11 protein-coding genes and 3 pseudogenes are annotated in these 14,798 nt (G+C 60.4%); 5 read left to right on the plus strand and 9 right to left on the minus strand.

What is annotated here, in order from left to right; translation table 11 throughout:
• The first annotated feature begins 79 nt into the window (after positions 1–79).
• From ONR57_RS12780 to ONR57_RS12795, 4 genes are all read left to right on the plus strand, one after another.
• Entirely contained in the window at positions 80–3,439 is a 3,360-nt protein-coding gene (locus ONR57_RS12780; RefSeq protein ID WP_265123871.1) for a DEAD/DEAH box helicase, read from the plus strand.
• Positions 3,439–5,601, plus strand: coding sequence for an ATP-binding domain-containing protein (locus ONR57_RS12785; protein ID WP_265123872.1), 2,163 nt, complete (start codon positions 3,439–3,441; stop codon positions 5,599–5,601). The genes ONR57_RS12780 and ONR57_RS12785 overlap by 1 nt, the downstream gene beginning before the upstream one ends.
• Before the next feature lie 426 nt (positions 5,602–6,027).
• On the plus strand, positions 6,028–6,537 hold the full coding sequence (locus tag ONR57_RS12790; protein WP_265123873.1) for a hypothetical protein: 510 nt from the start codon (positions 6,028–6,030) through the stop codon (positions 6,535–6,537).
• Positions 6,538–6,685: 148 nt separating this feature from the next.
• A complete protein-coding gene (locus tag ONR57_RS12795; protein WP_265123875.1) occupies positions 6,686–8,122 on the plus strand; it encodes an alpha/beta hydrolase in 1,437 nt (478 codons plus the stop codon).
• Between the two features lie 233 nt (positions 8,123–8,355).
• On the opposite strand, the gene ONR57_RS12800 is transcribed toward ONR57_RS12795, so the two are convergent.
• The 6 genes from ONR57_RS12800 to ONR57_RS12825 all read right to left on the minus strand — a co-directional run bounded on the left by ONR57_RS12800 (position 8,356) and on the right by ONR57_RS12825 (position 12,739).
• Positions 8,356–8,976 (minus strand): HD domain-containing protein, encoded by a 621-nt coding sequence (locus tag ONR57_RS12800; protein ID WP_265123877.1) that lies wholly within the window; start codon positions 8,974–8,976, stop codon positions 8,356–8,358.
• Positions 8,977–9,153: 177 nt separating this feature from the next.
• Positions 9,154–9,504 carry a hypothetical protein gene (locus ONR57_RS12805; protein WP_265123878.1) on the minus strand — a complete coding sequence of 117 codons (351 nt, stop codon included), beginning with the start codon at positions 9,502–9,504 and terminating at the stop codon, positions 9,154–9,156.
• A complete protein-coding gene (locus tag ONR57_RS12810; RefSeq protein ID WP_265123880.1) occupies positions 9,501–11,357 on the minus strand; it encodes a recombinase RecF in 1,857 nt (618 codons plus the stop codon). Before ONR57_RS12810 ends, ONR57_RS12805 begins: the two co-directional genes overlap by 4 nt.
• A gap of 130 nt (positions 11,358–11,487) precedes the next feature.
• The gene (locus tag ONR57_RS12815) at positions 11,488–11,697 is read right to left on the minus strand and encodes a hypothetical protein (RefSeq protein WP_265123882.1); all 210 of its coding nucleotides are present in this window, start codon (positions 11,695–11,697) and stop codon (positions 11,488–11,490) included.
• A gap of 130 nt (positions 11,698–11,827) precedes the next feature.
• Positions 11,828–12,025 carry a hypothetical protein gene (locus tag ONR57_RS12820; protein WP_265123883.1) on the minus strand — a complete coding sequence of 66 codons (198 nt, stop codon included), beginning with the start codon at positions 12,023–12,025 and terminating at the stop codon, positions 11,828–11,830.
• A 45-nt stretch (positions 12,026–12,070) separates the two neighbouring features.
• Positions 12,071–12,739 carry a hypothetical protein gene (locus ONR57_RS12825; protein WP_265123884.1) on the minus strand — a complete coding sequence of 223 codons (669 nt, stop codon included), beginning with the start codon at positions 12,737–12,739 and terminating at the stop codon, positions 12,071–12,073.
• A 567-nt stretch (positions 12,740–13,306) separates the two neighbouring features.
• On the opposite strand from ONR57_RS12825, the pseudogene ONR57_RS23515 reads away from it, so the two are divergent.
• A pseudogene (locus ONR57_RS23515) lies at positions 13,307–13,360 on the plus strand (hypothetical protein); the annotation flags it as partial.
• A gap of 44 nt (positions 13,361–13,404) precedes the next feature.
• Here ONR57_RS23515 and ONR57_RS12830 read toward each other — a convergent pair.
• From ONR57_RS12830 to ONR57_RS12840, 3 genes and pseudogenes are all read right to left on the minus strand, one after another.
• Positions 13,405–13,671 (minus strand): annotated as a pseudogene (locus ONR57_RS12830) (SDR family NAD(P)-dependent oxidoreductase); the annotation flags it as partial.
• Positions 13,672–13,920: 249 nt separating this feature from the next.
• Positions 13,921–14,379, minus strand: a pseudogene (locus ONR57_RS12835) (SDR family oxidoreductase); the annotation flags it as partial.
• Between the two features lie 157 nt (positions 14,380–14,536).
• Positions 14,537–14,782, minus strand: a complete 246-nt coding sequence (locus ONR57_RS12840) for a phosphopantetheine-binding protein (protein WP_265123886.1) — start codon at positions 14,780–14,782, stop codon at positions 14,537–14,539.
• Between the last annotated feature and the right edge of the window lie 16 nt (positions 14,783–14,798).

Consider the following 14,798-nt stretch of genomic DNA (forward strand, 5'->3'; position numbering starts at 1 on the left):
CCTGCTCTCAAGCCGCCGCCACGTACCTGTGAACTAAACCGCCGCACTGCGGAGAGCCAAACGAGGAGTGCTGGGAGAAATGGAATCTACAGTCCCTCTGCGAGATGACTCGAGACTCTCGTTCGGTTACCACCCAGAGTGTGCGGACGTCGACGTTCCCCTGAAGTTTGGTCGATTCACGCGGGCGCTGATCGTCGGTCTGCCAGTGCAGGGTCTGTACGGACGAACACCCGAATGCCGCTTTATGTGGAAAGCCGACGACAACGTGGCGGAAGGCCTCTATTGGTTTCGCGGAATCGAGCATGGCTCCTTGCTCGTCCAGGTCGGCGGCGCGGATCTTCCCGCAGACGCTGTGGTCGTCGAGGAGCCCGATCTTGACGAGAATCACCCACTCGCTGCCATTTGGAATTGGGCTGAAGACCAATGGCTACAGGCAGAGCCGGTGCCAGCACCCCTGTTTGAACTTCACGAAGCAGCGATCACGAGTGGCGGCCTCGATGTAGTGATTCAGAGCAGGAGGTTTCTCCGCGAGTGGTCTTACACGGTGCTGGTGGAAGGTCGGCGGGAAGAGGTCTTCGAATCGCGCCTGAAGCCTCGGCCGCAGATAGATGATCCGACGACGTGGGTTGTTGGCGAGCCGGTGCCAGCTACACGGTTCGGTGCGACGCTGACGCGCGCGAAGCTTCGAGGAAGGTTTGCGAACACACTATTTTCGTTCCGAGCTACCCGGACCACCTTCCGTCCATATCAGTTCAAGCCGGTGCTGAAGCTCCTGCAGACCGGGAAGGCGCGACTGCTCATCGCCGATGAAGTCGGACTCGGCAAGACAATCGAGGCGGGATTGATTTGGACCGAACTCGAAGCGCGGCAAGAGGCTGATCGGGTGCTCGTCGTGTGCCCGTCGAGCCTGCTCGGGAAATGGCAGGGAGAGATGGAGGAACGCTTCGGGTTTGAGCTGCTCGTGCTCGACCGCAATGAGCTGAAGAAGTTCCATAACCGCCACAGTCAGAACAGGCTGCCGAAACGGCAGGCATACATCGCGAGCCTAGAGACCCTCCGAACATGGTCGGCGCTTGAAGAAGTGGCTAAAGTGCCACCGGAATTCGACCTGATCATCCTGGATGAGGCTCACTCCATGCGGAACAAGGAGACCAAGAGCTACGCATTAGGAACGGAGCTGGCCGACTGGGCAGACAACCTTGTTTTCCTCTCCGCCACACCAATCAACCTGGGCTTAGACGATCTGCAGAACCTCCTTCAATTGCTAGCACCGGAGGACTGTGGCGACATCGAAGACTTGAAGCTTCGCCTCGAACCGAACCGGATCATCAACTCCGTTACTGCCCAGCTCGGGCTAAAAGGAGTCAGCGGGCGCGCGCTCAACGCTGAACTCAGAACACTCGCCACCGTAGCTCTGGGCGACTCGATCATGCAGCGCCCCGAGTACAAGCTACTCACCGATCTCCTTAACAAGGACAAGCTCAGCCCAGGTGACGTCGTCGAGGCAAAACGCTACGTAGCCGATCTCAACATGCTGTCGACCCTGATCACTCGCACAAGGAAGGTTGAGGTCGACGACCGTAAAGCTGCTCGGAGAGAGTCGCGAATCGAGGTTCACTGGAAACCTGCAGAGGAGAAGTTTTACAGCGAATACCTCAAATGGTGCATCGACCGCGCTCGCGAAGCTAACGGGCCGTTGTACTACGCCATGCAAATGCCGTTACGGCTCGCCAGCGCCTGTCTGCCTATGGCTCGAAAGGCTGTTCTCGACCCATCTGCATTCGGCCGGATCACGGACGCCGACGCGGAAGCAAGTTCCGAAAGACTCGAACCCCACCCAGAGTTAGTACGTGCAGCGCACGATCTGCCCGAAAGTCTAGACTCTAAATTCGACGAGTTGACTGGCATATTGCGCGAGCTGCACCAAGAGCGTAAACAAGCGCTCCTGTTCACCCATTCACGGCCTACACTGAGCTACCTGCACAAACGGCTAGCAGGTGACTACCGAGTCGCAGTGATGCATGGCGGCGTCAGCCGCGACCAGCGGGCGCAGATCATGGGCGACTTCAGGGCGGGAATATATGACTTCGTCCTGGCCAACCGTGTCGCCAGCGAAGGCCTCGACTTCGAGTTTTGTTCGGCCGTCATTAACTACGACCTGCCTTGGAACCCCATGGAAGTCGAGCAGCGCATTGGACGTATCGACCGTATCGGCCAAATGGAGGAGACCATTATGGTGGTTAACTTCATCAATGAGAGCACCATCGATGAGCGCATTCTGTCTCGGCTGCTCGCCCGCATCGAAATCTTCAAATCTTCAATCGGCGCACTTGAGCCGATCATCGCTGTCGAAGCCAAAAAGGCACTTGATGCGGGACTGGATTTCACGCTCAGCCCCGAGGAGCGTGAACAGAAGATACACGAGGCGCTCACAGCGGTAGAAGAGCAACGGCGTGGCCTGGAGGAGGTGTCAGATGCTTCGAGCGCGCTGTTGGTCAGCAATGATGTTGACGTCGCAGGACTCGAAGAAGAACTAATGCGCACCGGTCGCTACATCGGCCAACGCGAACTCGCACAACTTCTGGATGACTGGGCGCAGGTCGACGGAGCACAGGGAGTGACCTACCTGCGCGGTGGACAGTCAATCGAGTTCCGGGGGAACGCCGCCATGGCCGCTCGGGTCGACGAGTTGACCCAAAAGCTGCGACGCACCCGTGCCGAAACGAATGCGCTGGCGGCGAAGCTCAGGGAAGAAATGCCGATCCCGATGGTCCTCGACCAGGAACTTGCACGAACGCGTGGGGCGCAGCTGCTGACTGCTACCAGCCCGCTCGTGATGGCCGCCACCGATATGCCGAGCCACCGACACGCACGATACGCATCCCTGCAAGTTTCTGCAGACGGGAAAGATGTCGTATCCGGGCTCTACATTGTCGTCATGGCAAAAGCAGTGTCAGCATCGCGAGGAGGCGATGAGATCTGGGGGGCAGCGGTAACTCACCGTGGTACACCCGCCGGCGAAGGGCCGCCGAATGCTCTGCTCGCTGCGCTCGCCCAAGGTGCGCTGTGGGATGAGCCGCTGCCCCAGATTCAGCATCTGCCGAAGCTCGCAGAGCGAGCGCTCAACCAGCTCATGTCCCGCCACCAGACTGAACAGGAGAAGCGGGACCGCGAGTTCGACGCGCTCCAGCAGACTCGGCTTGTAACCGTTGGTGCACAGTACGAACGGAAGATCCAAGCGATTGAGCAAAGAATCCAGTCTGCGAGGTCCGCTGGCCGTGACGAGAGCGTCATCGGATTGTTTGAAAGCCAGAAGCGGCGCGCCAAGCAGCGGTTTGACCGCATTCTCGCGGAGCTTCGCGATACTGCCCGGCCCGAGATTCGCCTTGAGCCGTTGGCCGCGTGTGTTCTCAGAGTCACTGCACGAGAAGGGCAGTGATGGACTCCGAGAACCAACGAATCGTCGCTAGTGAACGCGCCATTGAGAAGCGCTACGCGGAACAGTTGGCTGAGAAGGCGCGCGCACTCACAGCCAACGTCGCGGGTCCGCGAAACAACCGGTGGACAGGCGACGGTCAGCCACGTAAGCGTGAGCTTCCTATCGGACGCTTAATCGGCCGTGTAGCGCTGGGCGCTCCTGATGAAGAGTGTCTCGATGGACGTGCCGACTTCTACGTTGGCGTAGGGTACGCCGAGTTCGATGGAATCGAAGTCTTCAACTGGACAACGCCGTTTGCACTTAGCTTCTTTCGAGCTCCAGGTGATACTGGGACTTGCGACAACGCCGCAGTGATTCGCACCTTCCAGCACCAACGGGACCAAATCGTCGATTTCGTAGACGAACGGTTGCGGGAGGACGCTCCGACAGACCCATTTCCAGCGCGTGAGTTGAAGGCTCCGAAGTCCCGAGTGCGGCGCCCGCTACGTGCGACGCAGTCTGGCAGCAGGCGCAGCCCGGAGCGCTCTGAATCCGCGGCACCGCCACCGCGAACGAAACCCGATCCAGCCGCCCCCCGGAACGCTGGAGTCCGCGCGGAACCCCTGTTGAAAGCTGCGCTCGCAGCGCCTCGGACGAAAGGCCTGTCCCCCGTACTAGCAACTTTGCAGCCGGACCAGTTCGACCTCGTGACGCTACCGGCAATGGAGAGCGTCATCATCGAAGGGCAGCCCGGTACCGGGAAAACAATCATCGCGTCGCACCGTGCCGCATACCTAGTCGACAAGGCCACTCCCCCCGAAAACACGCTTGACGGTGGGGTACTCCTCGTTGGGCCTACGCCGGCCTATTCAGCTCACGTGCGCGGCGTGATCGAAGGGCTGTCTGCAGGTTCGGAAAGAATCAAGGTTCTATCGACAGCAGAGTTTCTGGCGCGGATTCTCGACGCAAGAGAGTTGCCGGTCGGCGAAGTCACGGTGGTGCCGGAAGATGGAGACGCGGTCCTTGGCCAGCTAGCAGGCTGGGCCGTCGAAGCGTATCGGGCTCGCAAAAGGACTACTCCCACCAGTAAGGACGCTTACGAATTTCTCCGTGCGCATGGTGCAGCTGTGGCGAGAGACGCTGCGTGGGAAGCCTACATTCACAGACTCCCACCGTACCCACAGGCGATGAACCAGCGACGACATATCCTGCTTCTGGCGGCGATACGCTGGCAGGTCGCTAGACCGCCGTCTCTCACTGGAATTGAACACATCATTGTCGACGAGGCTCAAGACCTCACGCCCTTAGAATGGTTTCTGCTCCAAGCAATCAACGAAGCTGGACAGTGGACAATTCTGGGCGATCTCAATCAGCGGCGGTCCAGTCACACACTCTCGAGCTGGGACCAAATCCTTGACATCATCGTGCCAGCGGGAGAAGCACCTGTACGGAGGCTGGAGCGAGCCTACCGTTCGACAAGGCCGATCCTTGAATACGCGAACAAACTGCTCCCGCGCGACCAACGGGCCCTGACACCGTTTCAGGAGAATGGACCAGATCCTGTCGTGGTCCGCTCTAACGCCGACCTGTTAGGGCAGAGTATCGTCAGCCAGCTTCAGCGCCTGCTTCGAAAATACCCGGACGGCACACTCGCAATCATCAGCGCGAATCCAGACGTAGTCCGCAAGGAGCTACGCCAAGCGCGGTGGGTTGGCGACGGCGGAAAAGGACAGGCCTGGACGAGTCACGATCGCGAGATCCTCGCATTGCACCACGACGAGGCGCGCGGACTCGAATTTGATGCGGTGATCGTTGTCGAGCCATCAGCTTTTCCCAAGTACTTCGCTAAATTCGGGCCGCTGTACACAGCATTGACTCGCGCGAATCGCGAACTGGTCATCGTGCACTGCAAACCTCTGCCGGACAAACTTAAACGCACTGGATCACGCACACAGAACTCGGTCACGTCTGGAAAGCAGCAGACAACGACTTCGGTTGCCCGCGAGGTAGCTTCGCAGCCTGACAGCAGGTACCCCACGTGTGCACAGGAAAAGCATATCCGTCGACTTTGCTCTCAGGTTGGCTACGACGCCGACGAGTTGATTGCACGACTGCGGTCGCGGAACTACCACCACGCAGTCAGCTACGCGATCGATTGTCTTGAGCACGGCAGGAGGCCGTGAGGGACCAGTCCGCACTCATACGGTCCGCTCATGAATCTCCCGATGTGGAGACGAGTCTATACGCGCGAAGGTCTTGCGCATCCGCTCAACCTCCCTTCGTGCGGGCAGCTGCGCTGCATATCGGCGTACCCCGGTCCCTAGGATGTTCGCTATCTCGTATTGGTCGCTTTTAGCTAGATACTCGAAGCTAAGGCCCGGATGCCGTTGGAGCGCATTGTCACCAGAGAGAGGGAAAAGCAATCGAAGCGCTCCTGCCGGGACGGAAAACTCAGCCGACTCATTGTTAAACCGCAAATTAACGGACGGCGAAAGCACAAAGGCTTGCGCTATCCCACGTGTCTGCGCGATCCACGAGTCAACGTCCTTCCGAAAGCCAGGAAGGTCGACCTCCTGGTGTTGCGGCATGCCCACAACAATGAGCGGCACATGACGTTCGCTGTCCACGAGTACCTTCCTGAAGGACGGATACTGCTGGTCGGAGACCAGTTGCGCAGAGCCACGGAATTCAACTGGCCCGTCATAGAGGTCCAGACAGTCCAGAAGATAGTGAGCAATCCGTGGGACATTAACAAAGTGCCCTTTGGAATTGGTCACCTCGACAGAAAGCCAGTCACCTGGACCCCGGCGATCATGCGCCATGAGCTCAGTCGTCCACGTGCCTATGTCCGTAGTCTCCTCGAGAGTCATCCGGAAGCAGACTCCCTCCCGCGACTCCCGATGCCGGATCGAAAGACACTCTCGCGGACGTTCGAATTCGCCGTCACGACCAACCGTGACGTCCCATCCCTTCTCCCGGAGCCAGGTGGCAATCTGCGCCTGCATTTCCGGAAACCAACCATCTACGTTTTCGCACTGCATAAAGGCCCGGTAGTTAAGGTCACCGTCGCCTGCGATGTCCACGCCAGCTCACCTGCCTCGTCAGCGTTCGGCCGATAGAGAACTCGAGCATACGGTGGCACGGCTCCTTACTGCGGTAGGACGACGCAGCAAGTACGGTCGTCTCCCCTTCGAAATAGAATCCCGCTGGCCGAGGTGGTGAGATTGCGGAGTCGGCCAACCCCTTCCCAAGGCACAATAACCCCAGATGTCCAGACTGATTCTCCTCACTGCACTGCTGGTGGTCGCGACGCTCCTGCCACCACTCGCGCATGCCAACACCCCACTGACGTGGGGTCCGTGTCCCTCCGAGGCGCGGGCACCTGATGCCGAGTGCGCCGAGGTCACCGTCCCTTTTGCTCACAACGCGCCTGCGCGCGGCTCCATCACGGTCACGGTCTCGCGGATCCGCGCCACGGGTGAGCGCCGCGGCGTGCTATTCGGCAATCCCGGCGGTCCCGGCACGGATGCACTCGGCATGTTCTCTGCTGTACGTGACGTATCGTTCCCCGTCGGGCTGCGCGAGCATTTCGACCTCGTGGCGATGCAGCCGCGCGGCCTGCGCTGGTCAACCCCGCTCGAGTGCGACACCCCCGTCGGCGCATTCGCGATCGGTGCGCTTCTGTGGCAAGCCTGTGATCCGCAGTATGTCGACACGATCACCACCGAAAACACCGCACGCGACCTCGACGTCGTCCGGCAAGCTCTCGGCGAGGACACCGTCAACCTCTACGGCCTCTCTTACGGCGCCGCACTTATGGCTGACTACGCCACACTATTTCCCCACCGTGTCGACAAGCTGGTATTCGATTCCGGCGTTGCCCCCGATTCACGCTGGCTGAGGCTCTACACCGACCGCGTCCCCGCACGCACGCAGCGGCTACATGATCTCTTCGACTGGATCGCCCAGCGCGACGACATCTACGGACTGGGCGCCACACCCCGCGCGGTGTACGAGAGGTGGTCAGACCGGATTAGGCAGGAAAGCGGCGCACCCGCACCCGTTCCCCCACCACCCGCTCAGCCTGGGGACACACCACCTGAACTCGCACCCTGGACCAACGAGTACCTAGCCATCGACGACGCACTCACCGAACCTCTATGGCGCACTACCCAATACGCCTACCCCGGCGTAAGACCCTCGCGCCTCTACGACCTCACCATCTTCGTCGGCCTCTACCGCAGCTCCTCATGGCCCGAAATCGCCGACGCCATCCGCCACGGCATGCCCGACGAGGCCACCGTGCCTGTCCCGCTATCCATGCAATACGTCATAACCGCAATCACCTGCAACGAAAACGCCAACCCGCCAGCCACACACACCATCCCGAACACCGCCTGGGACTATTTGACCGGCGGCAACCGCATCGTCGCCGAAGCTAACGTCTTCGGATCCGGACTAATCTGCGCAGGATGGCAACCAATCACCACCCCCGTACCGTGGTCAGGCGAACAACTCCGCCACCCTCCCCTCGTCCTGCACCAGACAGGTGACGCCGCCGCACCCTACACCGGAGGCCAGGCACTAGCGGCCACATTCGACGCACAAATCATCACCGTCGACGGCGGCGACCACGGCGTCGCCATCCACGACCTACCAGACACCGACCGCGCAGTCGTGAATTACCTGCTTCACGACGACTGATTCGGCGCAGCACAGGAGTAACGGCTCACCGAGCAAGCATCCGTCTCGTCAGATCGCCGCCGACCCACCGTCAACAGGAAGCATCACCCCTGTGATCATGCGCCTTCTTCCTTTTCCGCGCACACCAGTCCCAGCGTGACGCCCCTGAGCCCGGCGTCGAATACACGCAGGCCGTTTCGCGCTTATTGGCTCGAGGGATCTTGCAGCCATCGAATATCAGCGATACCGCCCGGTCACTGCGCGCTGATTTCTTTCATCCGGTCTACAAGGCGACGCAGTTCCGCCGCCCGCTGCTTATCAGCACGACCGTCATTCGCGTGATCGGTGTAGGCCGCGGAAAGCGCACTGTACCACCAGAGCTGATCCTCCACACCAGCATTGAATCGGTCCCACATTGAAGGGCCATCAGTCTCAAGATCGTTGACAGTCGAGCGCGCGTTATGGACTTTGTCGGCCAGGGAGACGCGCACTGTCGCTAGGTCGCGGGTAGCGGTCAGGTGATCGAGGTAGCTCTGCTTGCGAGTCCGAAAATCCGGGATCTCCTCCTTCTTTGCACCGGAGCAGCCGATAACGATGTCGCGTACCCGCAGACCGAATCTTTGCTCGAGTTCATCGGCCCCATCTTCATCGACATCCTCGATGTAATCGTGCAGCAAGCCCGCAATGGCCTCATCAGTGTCACCGCCGTCTTCGATCACCATTCCGCACACTGCCATCAAGTGACTGATATACGGAATTCGCGGCCGCCTATCCCCTTTGGCGCGCTTACGGGTCTGGTCACTGTGCTTGTCGGCGGCGAATGCGACCGCCTCGGCCAATCTCACCGGATCGATCTTCATGGTCTGCTCGGTCATAATCATCACCTTTCTCTGCGATGGTTCGATGTCGAGAAGAACGAGATCGAGCAATGCTGCGCGAGACCTTCTGCACGCACACGTACCCCACCAAAATCGTATGTGCCCTTTTGGCATCGGGTTGGCGATCGCTCGATTCGCACGTCGCTAGACGCATCACCGGCGGGACAAGAAGCGCTATCGATCCCCCAGCAGCTCCGCCACCACCCCACACCAATGCCGCACCTCGCTCGCCGTGGGCGCCAATTCATACGCGTGGTGGTGGCAGGCGTGGCTGAGATCGTTCCACGCGGACGCTGCTTTCTCGCCTGCTTCTCGATCATCTAACTCCCGCAGGATGATCAGCCGCGACCTCATCGACGCCCGTTCGAGGTTAAGCCCGAGTCCACGGCAGCGTTCGAGAACGATTTCCTCTAGCGCCTGCCTCACCAAGAAAGCAGCAGCGCGAGAAGCGCGAGCGCGTTCGACGGCCACCGTGCCGTCGAGGACCTGTTCTGCATACCGCAGAAGTGCTGCCGTGGTGTTCATTTCAGCTGCAGAACGTCGTCGACGGTTCGCCGCAGGTCATGTGCCGCGTCTTTGGGGTCACCTCGCAATCCGCGGTGCACTCCCCCTGCAGCGATTCCGACCGCGATCTTCCGGTACGGAGCTCGGTCCTTCCAGAAGGAAATGTCACCGGCTGGATCACCGGTTAACGCTAATGCGAGGCTGGCTGACGCTGTTTTCGCTCGAGACCACGCGGCTTCGGTGTCCTCTCGCGACTCGCCTGCTCGCAGCCGCTTTGCGTAGAAGATTTGCCGGGCAGCCGCCTCGATCGCCAGACGGCTTAACCCGGGAAATATGCGGTTCTTAATCTCGCTGGGCACGTTCTCGTCGTTGGCGAGCGCCAGCGCGTCCTCGACATACCGCTGAGCGGGGTTCATTGCACTCGTCACGCTGACGGCCGACTGTGCTCCGCGAGTGACTTCGAGCAGCTGCGCTGTCACGCCGAGCTGCCGAATCGTGGTCGCAAGCCGGTCGTCGTGCGAGAAGACAATCACCTGCCGAGTTCGTGCGAGATCCTCGATCACCCTCAAGAACCCTTCGATTTTCGACGGGTCCATCGCCTGAATCGGATCGTCGAGGATGATGAACCGTAACGGGCTGTCCGGTGACGACGCTCGAGGCAGAAACAGCGCGAGCGCTAACGCATGCAGTTCACCCTGGCTCATCACCCCAAGCGCTCCCGCCGGTGCGCCATCGACTTCTGCTTCAAGGACGACGCGTCGACGCGTACCCGTGCCTTCCAGCTTTACTGATCCGAGGTCGACATTGCTTTCTTGCCGCAGCTCACCCCATATTCGAGCGGCTTGCTCCGCAATCGGCTGCAGGCGCTGGTTACGAAGCGTCGCGGCGTTGTTCTTGACCCAGCTGCGTGCGGAATCGAGAGCTTTGATGATCGGATCAGCCTTGCGGGCCTCACGCTCGCGCGTCACCCACGCGATGAGATCAGCCGCAAGCGGAGCCCATCGATCTTCCCTCACGGCGAGCTCCCGCTCTGCCTCGGCCTGAACATTCGTGAGCGTCGTGGCCAGCTTCGAGTACCTACGGTCCACATGCTCTGCGAGTTCTGCATCCGATGCAGGCACCTCGACCCACACTTTGCGCGCTGAACGGTATGCGTCAAGTGATGCGAGAGCAACATCCATCACCTCGGGCGCTGTGCCCGCCTGATTGATCAGCCCGATCAACGCACCACGAGCGGAGCGGAGTTCGTTCGCGGCCCGGCGATGCTTCGCCAGCTGTTCGTTCTGCTGAGCCAGTTCTGATTCGACGCGAATTCTCCAGTCCTCATTCAGCTCTCCCTCACCACACACGGGACACGCGACCGCACCGTGCTGGTGCTGAAAACTCAGCGCCAAATCAAGCAACTCATTCCGTTTCTGCGCTATCTCCAACACGTCGTCCGCTACTTCCGCGACGCGAGCGAGTTTCTGCCGGAACGTAGACGCGGCAGCGGTCACGGCCTCATGCGTCGGGATGGAAAGCGACACGATGGCCCGCAGCTGGGTGAGCAAACCGTCACCGGAACCCACGCGAGCACCCGTGACCAGCTGTATTAGGGCATCAAGATCCGGTGCCCGTTTCTTGACCTCCTTAAGCGCTGCGACCGCGCGTTCATCCTCCGACTCGGCAAGGGCCGCCTTCAGTGCCTTACCGAGCGTGTTCGCCTCCGCGCGGGGCTTCTTCTGCAACGTGTGTTGATCTACAAGCCGCTTCTCCGCATCCGAAATCTGCTCCAGACCAAGCACCTTCGCCAACGCGTCATACAAGACGGATGGGCCCTCATCGAAGAGACCGCCCAACTCGTCATACGACAGAATCGGGCGGTACAGCTCCACGGAAGCCTGCCATCCCAATGGGTCAAGGCCACTCGTCCGCTTCTGTCCAGGCCGCGTGCGAGGAGGTTCTAGCGTTGAGTGAACCCTACGTACGCCGGATAGTGGTGACTATCCTCCACCGGCCTAGCCGCTAGAAGCCGCGAGGGTTACGCCGCGACAAGAGGTACCCGCGGCGGGCGCAGAGCGATTGCCAAGCCTCTTCGTCCACTGCCTTTGAATTCCGGCCACGAACTTGGCAAATACGCTTCCAGCCCTCGCTACCAACGAGGTCCTCCGCGTCGACCGACCCCGTATTGATCGCCTGCACGATCACCCGGTCAGATGCATTCCTGATACTCATGTCTGCTCCCGATCACTGCGGAGACTTCCCCTTTTTACACCTCCGACGGAAGGTGCCCCATCACAGCGGGTCAGGCGCGGGAGCACCGCCTCTACCCGTGCTAGCACGCACAGTCAGCGAGTGTCAACGGCTAGTTTGATGTCCCCGTTTTTGGCGTTAAAAGGCCGGCCGCAATGCAAAAGTCCGGGCGGAACCCGTTGAGCAGCCCGTCCGCGCCGGTCAGATCCTCACCGCGAGCCCGGGCTGCCTTGTCCAGCTCCCGGACCTCGACCTGGTCGGCCTCGCTGCGCGAGGTCGTCTTCCCAGCTTTCTTCTGCATCGAGCTCACGCTCATGATCTTCGGGTTATCAGGTGGCCTTTCCCGTCACGAGTCTTATGACCCGAACACGGGAGGCTGCGGTCTGGCCGGTTCAGCGGCGTTGAGGGCAAGTGTTTCGTTGAGTTCGAGAGGGTCTTCTACTCGTGCGTCATCGTGGCAGGACGTCTGGACCCGGTAGGTGCCCGGGGGCAGGAACGGGTGCGTCAGTGTATAGGCCAGCGGGCTTCTGCCTTCATGTGCGGGTGCGGCACCGAGCTGCACACCTTCCTCGTCAAATAAGGTGAATCGGCACCACACGTAGCCACCCGGTTCGCTCGTTACGGTGAAATGAGATTCGATCCGGTCCTTGTTGACGACGTGCTCGATGGTTCCGTTGAACTGTTTGCACTCTGCAAGGTACGGGCGTTCGATGCAGTATCCGCGTTCCCATGGTTCTAGGTACTGACCTTGGACCGGCGTGCCATCGCCGGGTAGATGCAGGTGCGCGCCGTAGCTCACTTCGATGTCCCTAACGCGGTCGGGCATGTTTTCGAAGCACCGGACTTCGGCAAGGACGTCAGCTACAGTTAATTGATGCATTTCGAGCCAGTCCTGCGTCTGCGTGGCTGATATCCGGCCGTCAGCATCACCGTCATCGTCGTCGAATACGATCTCGGTGGTCGTTGAACCATCGATCGTGAAGAAGCAGTAAAAGTCTTCACCGGTGCGGTCACTTTCGGCCATGAAGGTTGCCGTGACTGTACCGTCAGGGTTCGGGGAAAAGGTCGCTTCCATCGCCGGAGCTGCGAAACTCGTACCCGCACCCACACATAACGCGGCTGCAGTAAAACACGCCGCGGCCACCACCCTTGCAGCTGACTTAAGGTACACGGCGCAAGCATTACAGCTGCACACCGGCCGGTGCTGTCTAACTGCACGCGCGACATGAATGTTCACTGAACTGTTCTATTCGCGTGTCCCTGGTGTTGCCGACATCCCGACCACTGAACCGGATGTCAACGACTTATCGCGCAACCTACGAAAGATGATGACCGACGATCCGGATACAAAAGACCGCCACATCGCACGGGCCCAAGCGATCACTACAGCGACCAAGGCATTGCGCGGCGCGTCCTCGCCCGGGCTTCACATCCGAATGCACACCCATGAACGCCGCACACTGGGCTCTGCCCACCTAGATCGCCGTCGCCACAGACGATACCGCCAAAGCGAACGACGCCGAGTCACGCCTCACCCGACAACCGACCCGAACACCGCCGCGAATGACGCACAGACCTCACCTCGGAAGGTTTGACATACGATGAGATTGCAGACCGTCTCTTCCTGAGCAAACACCCTGTCGAACATCACATCAGCAGCATCTTCCGGAAGCTCGGGGTCTCCTCGCGGGCCGAAGCGATCGCGAACTCCTCCCGGGTGGGACTTTCGAGGTCGGGCCGGAACAGCCGGTACACAGGGTCGTTCTGGATCATGTCGGTGTTGCAGTTCGTCGGCGCGACGACGTTGACTCGTATCGAGTGCGGCGCGAGTTCCATGGTCAGGGTTCGCATCAGGCCGATGACTGCGTGCTTGGATGCGACGTAGTGTCCGAATCGAGCGAAACCTTTGACACCTGCGTCGGAAGAGGTGATCACGATGCTGCCGCCTCGGCCCCCTGCTAGGACGTTGTGCTGAGGATTCATGGGTTGCCTCCTTTTCCGACTCATCTGGATCGTCATCCGATCACGACGGTTGTCGAACCTAAGTGTTGGATGCCCGCACTGTCCGTGGACGTGTCACCGTCGAAGCAGCAGGGGGAGAACCCATGTGTGCCTGCGGGAAGCGCGAGTTGCACCTCTCCCGCCATCCCGGGCGGTGCGGGCTCGGTTACGGCTCACCGAGCATGCACCCACGCATCCTCCTCGTCAGATCGCCGCCGACCCACCGTCAACAGGCAGCGTCACTCCTGTGATCATGCGGCCTTCGTCAGACGCTAAGAAGACGACAGCGTTGGAGACGTCCGCGGGTTCAACCCAGGGTTGCGGCAGGGCCAGCAGCGTGGACGATGCCTCAGCGAACTCCTCCGGGGTGGGACTTTCGAGGTCGGGCCGGAACAGCCGGTACACGGCGTCGTTCTGGATCATGTCGGTGTTGCAGTTCGTCGGCGCGACCACGTTGACCCGTATCGAGTGCGGCGCGAGTTCCATGGTCAGGGTTCGCATCAGGCCGATGACTGCGTGCTTGGATGCGACGTAGTGTCCGAATCGAGCGAAACCTTTGACACCTGCGTCGGAAGACGTGATCACGATGCTCCCGCCCCGGCCCCCTGCGATCACATAGGGGATCGCGGCTTTGCAGGTGTGGAACACTCCCCCCGTGAGGTTCGAGCGCGGCATATCCGGTGCGCGACTCGCTGTGATCCGTGGATGCGGCCATGTCAGCAGTCTCGAACGTCCAGATGAATTCACGCGTCTTGTGCGCGAGTTCTGTCGCGAACGCTGATGTAAACCGATACAACACACCACGCAGCGCGACCCCAATCTAAGCCGCTTGGTCAAAGAGCGCGGCGAGCCACGAGTCAATCGTGGGATCTGCGGCCAGGGTCACAAAGTCGATGTGCGCGAACCCGGCTTCTCGCCATTTTTCGACGAGCGCCATGGTTCGGAGCGAATCCATCCCGGCGTCTGATAGGTTCACGCCTTCGGCCAGGTCGTCTGGTGATACTCCCAGGACGCCCGCGATGTCATTGCGCGCGTCCTGCTTGTTGTATTCGTGGGCAACTGTCATCGGTGGCTCCCTCAAT

This window comes from Hoyosella sp. YIM 151337, from assembly GCF_026041215.1.
Taxonomy (GTDB): domain Bacteria; phylum Actinomycetota; class Actinomycetes; order Mycobacteriales; family Mycobacteriaceae; genus Hoyosella.